Genomic DNA, 16,281 nt, shown 5'->3' with positions numbered 1-16,281 from the left:
AAAATACGATTATAAAAGACTTCAGCAATGGAGTCTTTTTTTATTTACCTTATAAAATCTTCAAAACAATAAAAAAAAAATTTTGTCAGTTATAAGATTTCATTATTTTTGCTAAATTTTAATAACCATGATGAAAATACTTTGTATTGGAGCGCTTTCGATGGCTTCTTTTTACTACTCACAAAATTTTCCGGTTTCTGCTATTCCTGAGAATCTGAAGAAAAATGCAGATGCGGTAATCAGGAAAGATTTCACAACCATTCAGATCAATAAAATAGATGATATCAGATATCAGTATTACACGGTGACCACTGTTTTAAATAAAGACGGCGATTCCGATGCGCAGATTTATATTCCTTATGAAAAAGGCAATAGTATTTCAGACGTCAAGGTGAATATTTACGATGAATCCGGAAAAAAGATCAAATCATTTTCGAAATCAGATTTTGGAGATTTTGCCAACAATAATCAAGGAACTTTTTATTCGGATAATAGAGTGATGGCTTTATCTTATACTCCTACGCAATATCCTTATACCGTGGAATTTTCTTATCAGATTGGTGATGACAATACGGTTTTTCTGCCGGATTTTATTCCTTTCAGATCAACTAATATTTCACTGGAAGAATCGCAGATGAAGATCATCAATAAATCCGGTATTGAACTTAAAACAAAAACATATCCTTCGCTTTATAACTATACTTCAGTTACAGAAAGCGATAATGCAGGAGAAAAAATATATTCTTATAAAAATGTTCCGGCTATTGATGATGCTTTTTTACTTCCCCAACCGATAAAAATTTTGCCAAAAGTAAGTTTTGCGTTAACGAAATTCAATCTTGAAGGAAAACAGGGGAGTATAAACAACTGGGGTGAGTTCGGATCTTGGTATTACAACAGTATTTTACAGCCGGTTTCTTTATCAACACCTGCAATCAAAGCGGAAGTCGAAGCATTGAATTTACAGGGAACAACCGAAGAAAAGGTGAAAAAACTGTATCAGTATATGCAGAGCAAGACAAGGTATATTTTTGTAGCCTTGGGAATCGGCGGTTGGCAGCCGATGCTTCCGGATGAGGTTCAGAAAAAAGGATATGGTGACTGCAAGGGATTAACGAATTATATGAAAACTTTACTGGATGAAGCCGGAATTCCGTCTTATTATTCGGTGATCAATTCAGGTTCCTCTCCGGTTTCGTTTGATAAAGATTTTCCCAAAATGGGAGGAAACCATGTTATTCTGATGGTTCCTGCAGAAAAAGGAAATATCTGGCTGGAAAATACATCTCAGCAAATAGCTTTTAATCATCTAAGTTACGGAACCACAGAAAGAAATGTGCTTTCCATCAGAAAAAACGGAATTGAATTAATTGATACTCCGGTTTATGCGGCAGACCAAAGCAAAGAAAAACAGCTTTTAAAAATAAAGCTTAATGAAGACAACAGTATTTCCGGCGAAGGTAATTTTGCGTACACGGGAATTCAGTATGATAACAATCTAGTTCTGGCAACAATGTCACCAAAAGAAAGAAACGAAGCCATAAAAAATCTTCTGGATGTTCTTCATTTTGAAAAGATTGAAATGAAAAATTTCCTGAACGATAAAGACAATGCCGTTGCAAAATTTGATCTTGATTTTAAAGCCAATAATTATTCTAAAAACGCAGGAAGCAGCATCATTTTCAGAGCAGTACCTATTTATTCAAACAATGTTTACAAAACAGACGAAAACAGGGAATTGCCTTTTGAATTAAGACAGTCTTTTCAGGATGAATACGAAATCAACTTTGCGCTTCCTAAAAACTATAAAATAGAAGAACTTCCTGAGAATGTAACCTTAAATTCAGAATTCGGAAGCTATCAGTTAAGCTTTGTAAAAAATGGCGAAGAACTGAAAGTCAGCCGAACCATAAGAATCAATAAAGGACTTTATCCTAAAGAAAAATATAACGATTACGTTAATTTCCGAAAAAAAACCATTAACATCGACAACTCAAAAATTTTAATTTCTAAAATTTAACATGAAAAAAATATTTTTTACAGTTTTTTGCTCTGCAAATTTAATTTTCGTTTCTGCTCAGAAACATGACTTTCTGCATTATCCAAAATTCAATGAAAATGACTTATCAAAACAAAAATCATCTTTAGATGGAAATGCTCCGGCCGAGATTTTATATAAATCTTTGCATTTTACTGTTGATCATAGTTCAGGAAATCTTATCAAGACTGTTTTTTACAGAGTTAAGATTTATGATAAAGATAAGTCAGAAGATTGGTTGAACCTTGAAATTCCTCTTTACCAAAATGGAAGTGAACAAGAAACTATTTCCAAGATAAAAGCATTTACTTACAATTTGGAAAACGGTACTTCCATAGCTACGAAAGTTGATAAAAGTTCAAAATACAAAAGTAAGGAAAGTAAAAACTATTCAGTTACCAAATTTGCTTTTCCTAATGTAAAAAATGGGTCGATTATTGAATATTATTATGAAATAAACTCACCATACCTTTTTAGTGTTCCTGAGATTATGATAGAAACAGATACTCCATCTATATATACTGAATATGTTTTAGATAGTCCGTTAAATATTGCTTATAACGTAAATTATACAGGTTTTCTATTGCCAAAATATAAAGAAGTTGAAGAAAGAATGATGTATGGAACGAGTTACAGAACATATCGCTTCGGATATGAAAATGTAAAAGGTTTTAAGACGGAGAAATTTGTAAATAACGACCGGAATTACAGAACAAAAATAGGAGCAGAACTTCATTCAACAAGCTTCAGAGAGCTTAAGTTATATTCATCATCTTGGGAGCAGATTAAAGACAGATTATATGAAAATGAATATTTCGGAGGAGAATTAAAGAAGACAAGACTGGCAAAAGACAATATGCCTGCAAATATTTCAGGTATTTCAGGAGAGATAGAAAAAGCCAATGCAGTTTTTAACTATGTAAAAAATACTTTTACATGGAACAAAGACAGAGGAATTTATACAGAAGACGGTATCAAAAAAATGCTGGAAACAAAAACCGGAAATGCGGCAGAAATCAATCTGTTTTTGGTCATGATGCTTCGTGAAGCCGGAATTAAAGCAGATCCGCTTACGATTTCTACGGTGAGCAACGGTTTTATTAATATCGCTTCACCCAATGTTTCCAACATGAATTTTGTAATTGCTGCTGTTCAGACAAAAGATGGTTTTCATTTGTATGATGCGACTTCAAAACAGTCTTCAATCGATCAGTTACCGCCAAGAGACTGGAACCAGTTCGGAATTTTAATGAATAAAGATAAAGTTCAGCAGTTATCCATGATCAATGCGAAAACAAGTTTTACCTATCTTACGGCGGAGGCAAAAATTAATCCAGACGGAAGCATTTCGGGAACCTATTCCGATAAAGACACAGGAACGTATGCGATTTTTGCAAAAGAGAGCTATGACGATAATGCAGAGAAATACAAAAAGCAGTATAAAGATAATTTTGCGATAGACTTTACCAATATCGATTCAAAAGTACATGAAAACGGTGATTTTGAAAGCACCATGAAGTTTTCTTCCGAAAATTTAATCGACAGGATCGGAAAAAAAATGATTATCAATCCTATGTTGTTTTTAAATAAAAACTCAAATGAATTCGATCAGACAGAAGAAAGAAAATACCTTATCGATTTTACTTCGCCGTTCACCAGAATCAAGAAAATAGTTTTGGAAATTCCGGAAGGATATACCATTGAAGAAATGCCGAAAAACAAAAAAATCGTAACCGACGATAAAGAAATCGAATACAGTTATATTGCTGAACAAAAAGGAAACAAGATCGAAGTAATTTCCACCACCAAAGTTAAGAGTCCGAATTATGAGAAAGAATATTATCCGGCTTTTAAACAGATTTGGGGAGTGGCTTCCAAACAGGAAAACCAGGTCATCAGTCTTGTAAAAAAACAGTAATTAAATTTTTTTTCAAAAATAATCTCAAACCATTCATTTTTTGAATGGTTTTTGCATTGAAGAAGGAAAATCAGAATTATGAAAAATACCATTGCTGTCTTGGCACTTTCTTCTTTCTTTATTTTTTCTGCCTGTAAAAAGACGGAAAGCAATAATATAAATGAAACAGAAGCTGCAGCTCCCGAAATGTTTACAGTAGATTCCGTGAAAATCAGCGATTCAACTAAGCTTAGCGATTCTTTAACCGTTAAATATACTTCCAAAATGTTGCTGTTCCCGACAGTTAAGGATAAAAAATTATTAGACAGCATTTATTTTACAGAAAAAAATATTGGCGATTTTTCCAGAGAAGGATTGCTGAATTATCTTCAGAAAAGCAAAAACGAATATTTTAATAACATCAGAAAAGATTCAAAAGACTGGATTTCAGATATTTCATTCTCTCAGGAATGGTATTCGGATACGGGAATGAAAGTAAAATCCAATATCAACGATTATCTCCAGATCGAATACTTTTGGGCTTCATATGAAGGAGGAGCGCACGATAATTATGGTTATTCCGAAAGAGTTTTTGATCTTCAAAACAATAAAAAGCTTGAATTAAAAGACATTACTTCCATGCCGAAAGAAAAACTGGAAGCCCTTTTAATGAAAAATATCAACAAGACTAACAGCGGAACAACAGATGATAAAGGAGAAGTTAATAATTCTGAAATGCTTTTGGTAGACAAAATTCCGGCGACGGAAAATTTTTATTTCGATGACAAAAATCTGTATTTCCATTACAGTCCGTACGAAATTACAGCTTTTGCAGCAGGAGATATTATAATCCCTGTTTCCTGGACAGAGCTTAAAGGAACTCTTACTCCAGAATTTATGAAAAGAATGAAAATTAAATAACAATCATGCTTCCACATCGGAAGCATTTTTTATTTTTGCACTAATGGAAAAAGTCGCTTTCATCATCAATCCTTTTTCGGCGAAAAAAAATTATCAGCCTTTTCTTAACGAACTGAAAGCAAAGGTGAAAGATCCTTTGTATTACATCTCGGAATCCATTCCCGGAACCGATCAGTTTATTCAGGATCATTTTAATACCGTGGATATTTTTGTAGCCATCGGAGGCGACGGAACCATTTCTACCGTAGCCAGAAATCTCATCAACACAGAAAAAATTCTGGCGATTTTTCCGGCAGGTTCCGGAAACGGATTTTCCAACGAAACCCAGTTCAGCAAAAATCTGGACGAACTGTTGGAAAAGATCAAAACCAAAAATTCCAGAAAGATTGATACGTTCACTGTAAATGAAAGACTTTCCATCAATGTTTCCGGAACCGGATTCGACGGTAAAGTCGTAAAGGAATTTGAAAAAACAACGCGGGGATTTAAAAACTACATCAAAGTTTCCTTTAAAACTTTTTTCAGCTACAAGCCAATCAAACTGAAGTTTTTTGACGAAAAATACAAGCAGTACAACGGGAAATATTTAATGGTGAACATCGCCAACACACGACAGTTTGGAAACAACGCCTACATCGCACCTCATGCAAGTAAAAGTGATGGTTTGGTAGATATGGTTCTCGTTAAAAAATTCCCTTTCTTCTATTCCATGCTTTTTGCATTTAGAATGTTTACCAAAAAACTGAAACAGGATGATTACATTACATATCTTCCGGTTTCTGAAATAGAATTTAAAGTAAATACTAAAAACTGGCATCTCGACGGAGAATTCAACAAAATAAAATCTCCGGTTCGTGTAAAAGTTCAGCCTTCGAGCTTAAGGATTTTAATCTAAAAACCGTCATTCCGGTAAAAAAGAAATTGTTATCTATTTAATTTTAGGAGCTGTTTCGCGCTTTCGCTACTCGCTTTTTTTGGATTCGGCGGCTGCGAAACAGCCGCCGAATCCAAAAAAGAGCTCAGACATACCGCTCAATCACGGCTAGAATGGCAGTCATTATAAAACTAAATCTGTTTCAGATTAAACAATGTCAGGCTAAACCTCCAGTTTTTTTTCCACTTCATTCGGATGATCCAGACAATATTGAAGCTGATCTTTATCCAGTTGTTTTTCCCAATTGGCAACCACTACCGTTGCAACAGAATTTCCGATTACGTTGGTTAAAGCACGGCATTCACTCATAAACTTATCGATTCCCAAAATCAGCGTCATTCCCGCAATCGGAATTTCAGGTACAACCGCTAATGTTGCCGCTAAAGTCACAAATCCTGCTCCCGTAACTCCGGCTGCGCCTTTAGAACTCAGCATGGCAACCAAAAGAAGAATGATCTGTTTTTCAATCGGAAGATGGATATTTAAAGCCTGGGCAATAAAAAGTGAAGCCAGCGTCATATAAATATTGGTTCCGTCAAGATTGAAAGAATATCCAGTCGGAACCACCAAACCCACAATCGCTCTTGAACAGCCTGCTTTTTCAAGCTTTTCCATAATTCCGGGAAGTGCAGATTCTGAAGAACTCGTTCCTAAAACCAGCAAAAGCTCCTCCTTCAGATAATACATCAGTTTAAAAATATTAAAACCGTTGTACCAGGCGACAGCGCCTAAAACCAAAACCACAAATAATGCAGAAGTTATATAAAACGTTCCCACCAAAAAAATCAGATTCAAAACCGAATGAAGTCCGTATTTTCCAATGGTAAAAGCCATTGCTCCAAAAGCTCCGATCGGCGCCAGTTTCATCAGCATATGCACAATTTTGAAAACGGGAGTGGAAAGATCCTGTAAAAAATCCGTTACTTTCTGGCTCTTTTCTTTCGTTAAAACCAAAGCTATTCCCATTAAAATAGTAACAAGAAGCACCTGTAAAATATTATCTCCAACCAGCGGACTGAACAGCGTTTCCGGAATAATATTCATGATGAAACCCGTTAAAGTCGTTTCATGTGCTTTTTGCTGATACTGAGAAACATCGCCCGAAAGGGTAGAAGGATCAATATTCAGACCATGACCCGGCTGTAAGATATTTCCTACCACCAAACCGATAACCAATGCCAACGTTGAAAACGTAAGGAAATAGATCATGGCTTTAACCGCAATTCTGCCTACTTTCTTCAGGTCAGTCATGTGTGCGATTCCCAAGGTAAGAGTAATGAAAATCACCGGAGCAATAATCATTTTCACGAGTTTGATGAATCCGTCGCCCAAAGGTTTCATCTTTTCACCAAGTTCAGGATAAAATCTTCCTAAAAGAATTCCCGCAACAATCGCAATAATAACCTGAAAATAAAGCTGGTGGTAAATTTTTTTTGCTTTCAAAAGAATATTGATTTTAAAAGCCGAAAATTAGTGAAATTTGCTTTAAAATAATGACAAATGTCATGAATAGTTTCGGCTCGGGCGAAGCCCGACCCGAAACCAGATTACTTTAAATCTTTCTCTAATTTTTGATGAAGAAAGAATCTTAAAAAGCTATCTCAAAATCCAGATTATTTCACTCTTGTCATTTTGACGAATAAAAACATTTGATAATCAATTAATTAATATGTTTCTGAGTCAGCTTTTTTTAATTAACTACAAAAACGTCAACTATTCCACCGCCACAGAATCATCACCGCGTCCATCTGCAACCGCATGAATATTTCCGTTGTCATCAATCAGAATCATTTCTGTTCTTCCGATCTGGTTCCATTTTTCAGACTTATATCCTAATTTTTCCAGATCCTTAATCGTAGTTTCAGGGAAATTCTTTTCAAAAGCAACCGTTTCAGGAAGCCACTGATGGTGAAATTTCGGAGCATTGACAGAAATATTTGCATTCTGCTTAAAATCGATCACATCAACAATAGCCTGATAAACAGAAGTAGGAATCGTCGTTCCTCCCGGAGTTCCGACTACCATGTAAGGTTTTCCGTTTTTCAGAACAATCGTTGGAGTCATCGAAGAAAGCATCCTTTTATTTGGCTGAATGGAATTTGCCTCTCCGCCAACCGCTCCAAACATATTCGGGACACCCGGTTTTATGGAAAAATCGTCCATTTCATTATTTAAGAAAAATCCTGCTCCCGAAACGACAACCTTACTTCCGTAATAACCATTCAAAGTAGTGGTTACTGCTGCTGCATTTCCATCCTTGTCAATCACTGAAATATGGGTCGTTTCTGTAGATTCTTTAGGTTGTTTGGTTATTTTCCCCACTTCCGCACTCGGAGTTGCTTTACTGAAACTGAAACTTTTCCATCGGTTTTTCAGATATTCGTCAGAAATCAGATAAGAAGTTTTATCCTGAATAAAATCCGGATCGCCCATATATTCCGCTCTGTCTGCATAGGCTCTTCTTTCGGCTTCCACCATCACCTGAACAGCCTGTGTAGAGTTTTGCTGATATTTTTCCAGATTTTCATAAGCTGCCATTTTCAGCATCTGCGCAAGAAGAAGTCCGCCGCTCGAAGGCAAAGGCATAGAAACCACTTGATTTCCTTTGTAATCAAATTCAAGTGCTTTTCTTTCGGCAACTTTATAATTTTTAAGATCTTCAGAAGTAATAATTCCGTTTCCTTTTTTCATCTCAGAAACCAGAAGTTCCGCTGTTTTTCCTTCATAAAAGCCTTTCAAACCCTGTTTCTGAATCAACTTTAACGTTTCAGCCAGATCTTTTTGAACTAGAAGGTCTCCGGCTTTCCACGGAATATCTTTAACAAAAACAATGGAAGACTGATTGTGCTTCTGGAAATTCTGTTTATTGTTATTCAGTAAGTTAGCTTCCTGTTCGGTAATCGCAAATCCTTTTTCAGCAAGATCTATGGCGGGCTGAATTAGTTTCTCCATCGGAAGTTTACAGTATTTTAAAGTGGCAAAAAAACCAGCCACACTTCCCGGAATTCCAACAGCTAATCTTCCGTTTTGGGAAAGATCGGTATTGGCTTTACCGTTTTTGTCGACGTACATATCGCGGCTTGCTTTTTTAGGCGCAGTTTCACGATAATCGATTGTGAATTTTTCGCCATTGTTTTTTACACCAACTAAAAATCCGCCTCCGCCGATGTTTCCTGCCTGAGGATAAACAACGGCAAGTGCATATTGTGTGGCAACAATAGCATCATATGCATTTCCTCCCATTTTCATCACTTTTGCTCCTGCTTCGCTCGCCAACGGATGCGCAGAAACAACCACTCCTTTATTTTTAACTTTCACCTCCTTCACAATAGTAATATCTGTGTATTGTGCTGAAATTGTGGTAGAAAATAAAATAAGTGAAACAATAATCTTTTTCATTTACAAAATTTATATTCGAATTTACGATTTTGTTTTAAGATAGGGTCTAAAATATTTACTTTTGCTTTCGATCAACAAATAAAAGTTAAAAATGAAATCCCACACGGAAAGAATACTTATTACAGGTGCTTTAGGACAGATCGGCACCGAGCTTACAAACAGACTTGTTGAAATTCACGGAGCAGAAAATGTTGTGGCTTCGGGACTCGACAGATGGCAAAAGGGAATTACCGCGGCAGGTCATTACGAAAGAATGGATGTTACCAATACCCAATTGGTAAGACAGGTGATTAAAGACTACGATATTACTACCGTTTATCATTTGGCTTCATTATTGTCGGGTACTTCAGAAAAGCAGCCCATTTTCGCATGGAAATTAAATCTGGAGCCCCTGCTTCATTTTTGTGAAATGGCAAAAGAAGGACTTATCCAAAAGATTTTCTGGCCGAGTTCCATTGCGGTTTTTGGAAAAGGAATTCCTAAAGAAAATGTGGAGCAGGATGTGGTTCTAAATCCTACAACGGTTTACGGAATTTCTAAAATGGCGGGTGAGAAATGGTGCGAGTATTATTTTGATAAGCATGGAGTAGATGTAAGAAGCATCCGTTATCCGGGATTGATTTCATGGAAAACTCCTGCAGGTGGTGGAACTACAGATTATGCTGTTGAGATTTTTTATGAAGCCATCGAAGAAGGAAAATACACAAGTTTTATTTCCGAAAACACAGGAATGCCGATGTTGTATATGGATGATGCCATCAACGCAACCCTGAAATTAATGGATGCTCCAAAAGAAAATCTTACCGTAAGATCTTCTTATAATTTAGGCGGAATGTCTTTCACGCCAAAAGAACTGGCTGAAGAAATTAAGAAAGAAATTCCGGAATTTGAGATCGATTATAAACCGGATTTCAGACAGGCAATTGCAGATTCATGGCCGGCTTCAATTGATGACTCCGTAGCTAAAAAAGACTGGGGATTAAGCTATGATTTCGGGATTTCGGAGATGACTAAAGACATGATTAAAAATTTGAAAATCAAATTAGCTAAAAATTAATTTAATTCAAGTTTTAATTTAAATAAGAATTATTTTAACATCTGATTTTTAATTTATTATAAAAATTATCTAAAATTTAGTTTAAATGATATTGTTCACATTTAACATTCTGAATATTGAAGCTGACTGCAAAAAACAACAATCTGTTTCAGATGAAGAAAGGCTGAAAATTTCAGAAGATAATACAAAAGCAATACTTAGAATTTTAGACATTCATGATGTTAAAGCAAGTTTCTTTGTAGAGATTTCGATCGCTCAAAAACTTCAGAATTTAATAAAAGCAATTTCATTCCAAGGGCATGAAATTGCTTTTTATAATAAAAATTCTACCCTTCCGGAAATTGAAAATGCTAAAAAATTTACTCAGGAATTTTTAGAAAAACAGATTCGCGGAATTCGTCAGAAAGACAATAAACTTCCACAGCAGGATTTAAAATTGCTGGAATTTAATTACGTTTCCAATATAGATAATGCCAACATTCTTTTTCCTTTTAAACGTCTGAAAAGAGATACGCAGATTAACGAGGAAGACGGATTGAGTATTGTTCCGGAAAGCATTTCTCCTTACAGTCAGCTTCCGTATAACGATTTTGTATTTCAGATGCTTCCGATGAAATATTATCAGAGCATGGTTTTTGAAACCCTGAAAAAGGATGATTTCGTTCTGATCTATCTTAATTCATGGCAATTTACAGATTTTCAGAAATATCCGTTTGATATTCCCTTTTACAGAAGGCTGAATTCAGGCAAAAAAATGGAGGACAAATTAGATGCCCTCCTGAGTTGGATCAACGAGAAAGAAATGGCTACTTCCCGTATGAAGGATTATATTTTTTAATTATGAAAAAAACTTTGGAATTCCCCAAAACAATAAGATTTTTAAATGAAGATGAGATTCCCAACAATCCTTCAATCTTAAAAAGATGGGAAGAGAGTAAAACTGCAAATATTGTTCAGGGATATACTTTTAAGCTTAAAGAAAATAATTCTGAGCATGAATCGATAGGATTTGATTTTTTTGCTGAAATAAATATTGATAATTCTAACCTTTGGAATTTAACCGTTGCGCTTTCAAAAACATTACCCGAAGTTGCGGCTGTTCTATTTGGTCATATTGATTTTGGCTTAAATTATGGCAATTATGAGGAAAAAGACAGTATTTTGAAATTTATTAATCAATATAAAAAAGAACTCACTCAGGATGCTTTTATAAATTTTGGGCTAATCTACAATGATGATGAAAGTTTAGTTGAAATATTTATTGATGAAAGTAAATATATAAAATATTGGGGAGTAGATGAAGAATTGTTTCGGGAAATTATGAATGACTTTAAATTAGAACAAATCGAAAATCTTGAATTCATAGACGAATATCCTAAGGTTCGTGAAGTTTTAACAAGATTTGATGAGAATGCGATTGATTCAAATCTACTTATCGAAAAACTGAGTGAAAAATATCTTTGAATCAAACGCAATAAGTGTTTGTGATTTAAGCAAGTTCAAAAAGCGTAATTTCCGGTAAAACGCCGACTCTTCCGGGATATCCCAAAACTCCGAAACCTCTGTTTACATACAGCATTTTTCCTTCGCTTTCATATAAATCTGCCCATTTCGGGTATTTGTACTGAACAGGAGACCATTTTACGTTTTTAAGATCCAAACCAAACTGCATTCCGTGGGTATGTCCTGAAAGCGTTAAATGAATATTTGCAGGGTGTTTTTTCACCACATAATCAAAATGGGTAGGATCGTGGCTCATTAAGATTTTAACGGCAGATTCCGGAACTCCTTTTAAGGCGTCATCTAATCTTCCAAATTGCGGAAAAGGTTTCAGTCCCCAGTTTTCAACTCCTAAAATGTATATTTTTTCTCCGTTTTTTTCAATGATTCTGTGTTCGTTTCGAAGCATATCAAAACCGGCCTGTCTTTCGTAATCAATTAAGGTATCAAGATTTTTCTTTTTGGCTTCCGGAGAATCCCAGCTCACATAATCTGCGTAATCGTGGTTTCCGAGAACGGCAAATTTTCCGTCTTTCGCTTTAATTTTTGAAAACAGGGGAATGAAGGGTTTGAATTCTTCGGCTACATTATTCACCATGTCTCCCGTAAAAAGAACCAGATCGGGATTCTGTTCGTTGATTAAGTCAATCGCATGCTGAAGCTTTCCCGGATCCGCAAAACTTCCACTGTGAACGTCTGAAATCTGTACGATTTTATATCCTTTAAAGCTTTTGGGAAGATTCGCGAAATTCATTCTTACCCTTCTTACTTTATGGCGGTATTTTCCAAATGTAATTCCATCGATAAAAAGAGCTGAAAGAACGCCTCCCAAACCTAATCCCATGATGCTTAAAAACTTTCTTCTTTCCGGGAAAAAGTTCTCCGATGGTCTCGTAAGTCCGATAAGATAACTTCCGGTTCTGAAAATATCATCAATTAATAAAAACAAAACGATGAAAACTTTGGGCAGAATAAAAATCAGGAACAGGGAGATCATAATCTGTGCTCGCATCATGCTTCGGTCTGCTCTGCTGAAGTGGGAAACTTCGTAAGCGAAAAAACCGTAAACTGCTAAAGAAATGATACAATAGCCTATTTTGATCCAGTTATTGTCTGTTAAAGTTCTGATTGCCTGGTAAATGTAAATTTCCAGAAAAAGAAAAACTGCCGCAATGATAAAAAAGTTTCTTTGCATAACTAAGTTTAAAAAAAGCACAAAGAATTAATTTCCCTGTGCTTTATTATATTTTAAATTAAATATTGTTAAGGAAATCTGTAAACGATCGCATTGATGTTCATTCCGGCACCTACCGAAGTCATTACAATGTTACCTTTTTCTTTAAACGATTGACCTTCCATTTTTCCTTTAATTATTAAATCAAACATGGTAGGAATTGTGGCTACGGAAGAGTTTCCGAAATCCTGAATCGTCATTGGAGAGATAGAATGGTCGTAATCTTTCACATTATAAAGCTTGTGAAGCCTTTCGATCATCGCATAATCCATTTTTGCATTCGCCTGATGGATTAATATTTTGTTGATATCTTCGATGGAAAGACCTGCATCTTCAATGGTTTCTTTAATCGCAGCAGGAACATTTTTCAACGCATATTCGTAGATTTTTCTTCCCTGCATTCTTACAAACAGACGAGTCTGGTCAGAATCTTTGTTGATGGACGGTCCGTTGGCAAGATAATCCAGTTCCAAACCGTTATCACAAATGGTGTTATGAGCGATGATTCCTACATTTTCCTGATCTGTAGCCTGTACTACAACAGCTCCGGCTCCGTCTGCAAAGATCATTCTGTTTCTGTCATGCGGATCTGTTACTCTGCTCAACGTTTCAGCGCCGATTACCAAAATGGTTTTAGCTACTTTAGCTTTAATTAAATTATCTGCTAAAATCATTGCTTCCACCCAACCCGGACATCCGAAAAGCATATCGTAAGTAACACATTTTCTGTTCTTAATGCCCAGTTTGTTCTTTACTCTCGCTGCCATTGTCGGCATAAAATCTGCGTATCCGTTTACGGTAACCTCACCGAAATTGCTCGCATAAATGATATAATCCAGTTCCTCCTGATCTATTTTTGCATCTGCAATAGCAATTTTTGCAGCTTCGTAACCGATTTTTGAGTTGGAAAGATCATCTTCTATGAATCTTCTGTTTTCTATCTCTGTAATTTCTACAAATTTTGAGATCGTTTCCTCAGCAGGTTTGTCAATCTTCACCCCGTCTTCTGAATAAAACTCTGAATCTAGAAAAAAGTCTCTTCCGATAATTCTGCTGGGAAGGTAAGATCCAGAACCAATAATGATCGTATTCGGCATTCGTTTATATGATTTTTTTTAAAGATGCAAAGTTAATAATTAATATTAATAACAGAGAATTAAAAATATTACTAAATTTGCAAAAATTGTACTTTACAATCTTATGAAAAACAATCCTTCCTTAAAAGGCTTTCTTATTGCAGTTGTGGCGTTTATCGTAGCCTTTGGGATTTATTTCCTTTTTTTAGCCAAAAAAAATTACTACGTAGTAGACAATCCTACGCCAGATACATTTTACTACAAAATCAATAATGGTTCGGAAGGTGTAATCGCCGGAGGACAGACGGTTTCTGTAGACCTTAATCAGGGGAAAAATTCTATAAAAGTCTTCGACAGAAATAAAAAACTTTTGTTTGATTCAGCTTTTGAAGTAAAGAAAATAAGAGGTCTTATTAATATTGCTCATCAGGATTATTATATTAACGATCAGTATTATGGATATAATCTTAAAAAAGATTCATTACTTTTGGCATTGGATAAAACGATCATCGACGGAAAGCCTTACTTTGGAGGCGCAAGACGTTTCAGTAAGCTGTTTACCGATGATTTTTATTATAATGTAGACGAAGATTATGATAAGATTATCAAAAATATCCAGAAGGTAGAATCGAGATCGAAGATCTTCAGAAAGCAGGATTACCTTAATTATTATAACGAATATTACAAGTTTTAAGTTTTGACAAAAGATATTACCAAAATTACGCCTTATAATACCGACGCTACTAAAAAGAGTCAGGTAGAAGATATGTTCGACAATATTGCACCGAAGTATGATCTTCTGAATCGTGTTTTATCCATGAAAATTGATGTCATGTGGAGAAATACACTGGTGAAATGGATGAAAAAAGACAATCCGCAGGAAGTGCTGGATGTGGCTACAGGAACGGGTGATCTGGCGATTGCCGTAGAAAAAGGAACCGGCTCTAAAGTAATTGGTTTAGATTTATCGCAACAAATGTTAAATGTTGGCGTTATTAAAATAAAAAAACTTAAATTAGACGGCAAAATTTCCATGCAAAAAGGAGATGCGGAGAAGTTACTCTATGAAGATAACAGATTCGATGCGGTTTCCGTTGCATTCGGAGTAAGGAATTTTGAAAACCTTACCAAAGGTTTGGCAGAATTAAGAAGAGTAGTTAAAGATAACAAGAGTGTTTATATACTGGAGTTTTCAAAGGTTGAAGGGTTTATGGGACCACTGTATATGTTTTATTTTAAAAACATTTTACCTGCAATTGGCAGACTGGTTTCCAAAGATAACAGGGCGTATACATACCTTCCGGATTCTGTAAATGCTTTTCCTTATGGGGAAAAGATGAGACAAATTCTTTTAGATACAGGATTTAAAAAAGTTGAATATAAAAAACTAAGTTTAGGTATAGCCACAATTTATAAAGCAACAAAGTAACCTATGAATAAATTTTTATTAAGAGCACTGGTTTTAGCCTCAGTAAATGTTGCAGTTTTAGCAAACGCGCAATTCAGAACCCGAAACAGAATGGATAAGTTGGAAGACTTTGACGAGCAGAAATTCAGTTGGGGTTTTTATTTAAGTGGTAACAGACTAGACTACCGTATTGTTCTCAATCCAAGATATGGGATGTATAACAATCAGAATCTTGTTACATCTAAAGAAAGCTACAGTTTCGGTGCAGGTTTAATCGCAAAATGGAGGCTGAATGACTTCTTAGATGTAAGATTGGAACCGGGGTTACAATTTGGGCAGAGACAGCTTACTTTCAATACGCAGACCAACGACCAGTATGCTGCAGGTACTTTGACGAACGATCCTTTTATCCCAATGAAATTAACGGATAAAGACAGAATAAGAGATATTAAAACTACTTTAATAGACATTCCTGTATTATTGGAATTCCACGGAAACAGATGGTACAACTCCAGACCTTACGTTGCAACCGGGGTAAACTATATCGTAAACCTTCAGTCTAATGCAACTTCTACAGACGACAATATGCAGCAGGTTTTCAGATCGACAACGCATAACTTTGCTTGGTCTGCAGAAATGGGAATTCAGTTTTATTTCAATAAATTTAAACTGACTCCTGCCGTAAGAGGAACTTTCATCATGAACAATGAGATTGTAGCAGATAATGCAACAACACCGCCTTACTGGACGTCTGCAATGTCTACTTTACAGACAAGAGCAATCTTCTTTGTATTGAAATTCGAATAAAAATTTACTA

The 16,281-nt window shown here is 35.5% G+C and carries 14 protein-coding genes; 10 read left to right on the top strand and 4 right to left on the bottom strand.

Translation table 11 applies throughout. The annotated features are described in order from the left end of the window. Positions 1–127: 127 nt before the first annotated feature. From H6W53_RS08330 to H6W53_RS08315, 4 genes are all read left to right on the top strand, one after another. Complete coding sequence (locus tag H6W53_RS08330; RefSeq protein WP_185206003.1) at positions 128–2,020, top strand: DUF3857 domain-containing protein; 1,893 nt, start codon at positions 128–130, stop codon at positions 2,018–2,020. Position 2,021: 1 nt separating this feature from the next. Continuing rightward, positions 2,022–3,956: a transglutaminase-like domain-containing protein gene (locus tag H6W53_RS08325; RefSeq protein WP_185206001.1), complete on the top strand. Its 1,935-nt coding sequence runs from the start codon at positions 2,022–2,024 to the stop codon at positions 3,954–3,956. Positions 3,957–4,034: 78 nt separating this feature from the next. Beyond that, positions 4,035–4,856: an RsiV family protein gene (locus H6W53_RS08320; protein WP_185205999.1), complete on the top strand. Its 822-nt coding sequence runs from the start codon at positions 4,035–4,037 to the stop codon at positions 4,854–4,856. 43 nt (positions 4,857–4,899) lie between these two features. Beyond that, entirely contained in the window at positions 4,900–5,751 is an 852-nt protein-coding gene (locus H6W53_RS08315) for a diacylglycerol/lipid kinase family protein (RefSeq protein WP_185205997.1), read from the top strand. Positions 5,752–5,952: 201 nt separating this feature from the next. Here H6W53_RS08315 and H6W53_RS08310 read toward each other — a convergent pair whose 3' ends face one another. Beyond that, positions 5,953–7,233 carry a dicarboxylate/amino acid:cation symporter gene (locus H6W53_RS08310; RefSeq protein WP_185205995.1) on the bottom strand — a complete coding sequence of 427 codons (1,281 nt, stop codon included), beginning with the start codon at positions 7,231–7,233 and terminating at the stop codon, positions 5,953–5,955. A gap of 270 nt (positions 7,234–7,503) precedes the next feature. After that, the gene (gene ggt / locus H6W53_RS08305; RefSeq protein ID WP_087710962.1) at positions 7,504–9,189 is read right to left on the bottom strand and encodes a gamma-glutamyltransferase; all 1,686 of its coding nucleotides are present in this window, start codon (positions 9,187–9,189) and stop codon (positions 7,504–7,506) included. Between the two features lie 91 nt (positions 9,190–9,280). Between ggt and H6W53_RS08300 the strand changes: the two genes are divergently transcribed. From H6W53_RS08300 to H6W53_RS08290, 3 genes are all read left to right on the top strand, one after another. After that, complete coding sequence (locus tag H6W53_RS08300; protein ID WP_076393298.1) at positions 9,281–10,246, top strand: NAD-dependent epimerase/dehydratase family protein; 966 nt, start codon at positions 9,281–9,283, stop codon at positions 10,244–10,246. A gap of 85 nt (positions 10,247–10,331) precedes the next feature. Further along, positions 10,332–11,084 (top strand): polysaccharide deacetylase family protein, encoded by a 753-nt coding sequence (locus tag H6W53_RS08295; RefSeq protein WP_185205993.1) that lies wholly within the window; start codon positions 10,332–10,334, stop codon positions 11,082–11,084. Positions 11,085–11,086: 2 nt separating this feature from the next. After that, a complete protein-coding gene (locus H6W53_RS08290; RefSeq protein ID WP_185205990.1) occupies positions 11,087–11,710 on the top strand; it encodes a hypothetical protein in 624 nt (207 codons plus the stop codon). A gap of 25 nt (positions 11,711–11,735) precedes the next feature. Here the strand turns inward: H6W53_RS08290 and H6W53_RS08285 are convergent, their stop codons facing one another. Both H6W53_RS08285 and H6W53_RS08280 read right to left on the bottom strand, forming a co-directional pair. Then, a complete protein-coding gene (locus H6W53_RS08285; protein WP_185205988.1) occupies positions 11,736–12,941 on the bottom strand; it encodes a metallophosphoesterase in 1,206 nt (401 codons plus the stop codon). Positions 12,942–13,009: 68 nt separating this feature from the next. Further along, positions 13,010–14,077 carry a 3-oxoacyl-ACP synthase III family protein gene (locus tag H6W53_RS08280; RefSeq protein ID WP_185205985.1) on the bottom strand — a complete coding sequence of 356 codons (1,068 nt, stop codon included), beginning with the start codon at positions 14,075–14,077 and terminating at the stop codon, positions 13,010–13,012. 103 nt (positions 14,078–14,180) lie between these two features. Here H6W53_RS08280 and H6W53_RS08275 point away from each other — a divergent pair, with 103 nt between their 5' ends. Genes H6W53_RS08275 through H6W53_RS08265 form a run of 3 tightly spaced genes read left to right on the top strand, consistent with a single transcriptional unit; the run spans position 14,181 to position 16,271 of the window. Next, the gene (locus tag H6W53_RS08275; protein ID WP_185205983.1) at positions 14,181–14,750 is read left to right on the top strand and encodes a hypothetical protein; all 570 of its coding nucleotides are present in this window, start codon (positions 14,181–14,183) and stop codon (positions 14,748–14,750) included. 3 nt (positions 14,751–14,753) lie between these two features. Beyond that, a complete protein-coding gene (gene ubiE, locus H6W53_RS08270; RefSeq protein WP_076393308.1) occupies positions 14,754–15,485 on the top strand; it encodes a bifunctional demethylmenaquinone methyltransferase/2-methoxy-6-polyprenyl-1,4-benzoquinol methylase UbiE in 732 nt (243 codons plus the stop codon). A 3-nt stretch (positions 15,486–15,488) separates the two neighbouring features. Then, positions 15,489–16,271, top strand: coding sequence for a porin family protein (locus H6W53_RS08265; RefSeq protein WP_087710951.1), 783 nt, complete (start codon positions 15,489–15,491; stop codon positions 16,269–16,271). The last annotated feature ends 10 nt before the right edge of the window (positions 16,272–16,281 follow it).

It is taken from the genome of Chryseobacterium sp. C3 (assembly GCF_014218905.1).
In the GTDB taxonomy this organism is placed as follows: domain Bacteria; phylum Bacteroidota; class Bacteroidia; order Flavobacteriales; family Weeksellaceae; genus Chryseobacterium; species Chryseobacterium mucoviscidosis.
Note: the sequence above shows the minus strand (reverse complement) of the source record. Positions and strands in the feature narration are given on the sequence as shown.

Bases quoted from the DNA above. Each gene is read 5' to 3' on its own strand.
- H6W53_RS08330 (WP_185206003.1), top strand. From the start codon at position 128: ATGATGAAAATACTTTGTATTGGAGCGCTTTCGATGGCTTCTTTTTAC.
- H6W53_RS08325 (WP_185206001.1), top strand. From the start codon at position 2,022: ATGAAAAAAATATTTTTTACAGTTTTTTGCTCTGCAAATTTAATTTTC.
- H6W53_RS08320 (WP_185205999.1), top strand. From the start codon at position 4,035: ATGAAAAATACCATTGCTGTCTTGGCACTTTCTTCTTTCTTTATTTTT.
- H6W53_RS08315 (WP_185205997.1), top strand. From the start codon at position 4,900: ATGGAAAAAGTCGCTTTCATCATCAATCCTTTTTCGGCGAAAAAAAAT.
- ggt (WP_087710962.1), bottom strand. From the start codon at position 9,189: ATGAAAAAGATTATTGTTTCACTTATTTTATTTTCTACCACAATTTCA.
- H6W53_RS08300 (WP_076393298.1), top strand. From the start codon at position 9,281: ATGAAATCCCACACGGAAAGAATACTTATTACAGGTGCTTTAGGACAG.
- H6W53_RS08295 (WP_185205993.1), top strand. From the start codon at position 10,332: ATGATATTGTTCACATTTAACATTCTGAATATTGAAGCTGACTGCAAA.
- H6W53_RS08290 (WP_185205990.1), top strand. From the start codon at position 11,087: ATGAAAAAAACTTTGGAATTCCCCAAAACAATAAGATTTTTAAATGAA.
- H6W53_RS08285 (WP_185205988.1), bottom strand. From the start codon at position 12,941: ATGCAAAGAAACTTTTTTATCATTGCGGCAGTTTTTCTTTTTCTGGAA.
- H6W53_RS08280 (WP_185205985.1), bottom strand. From the start codon at position 14,077: ATGCCGAATACGATCATTATTGGTTCTGGATCTTACCTTCCCAGCAGA.
- H6W53_RS08275 (WP_185205983.1), top strand. From the start codon at position 14,181: ATGAAAAACAATCCTTCCTTAAAAGGCTTTCTTATTGCAGTTGTGGCG.
- H6W53_RS08265 (WP_087710951.1), top strand. From the start codon at position 15,489: ATGAATAAATTTTTATTAAGAGCACTGGTTTTAGCCTCAGTAAATGTT.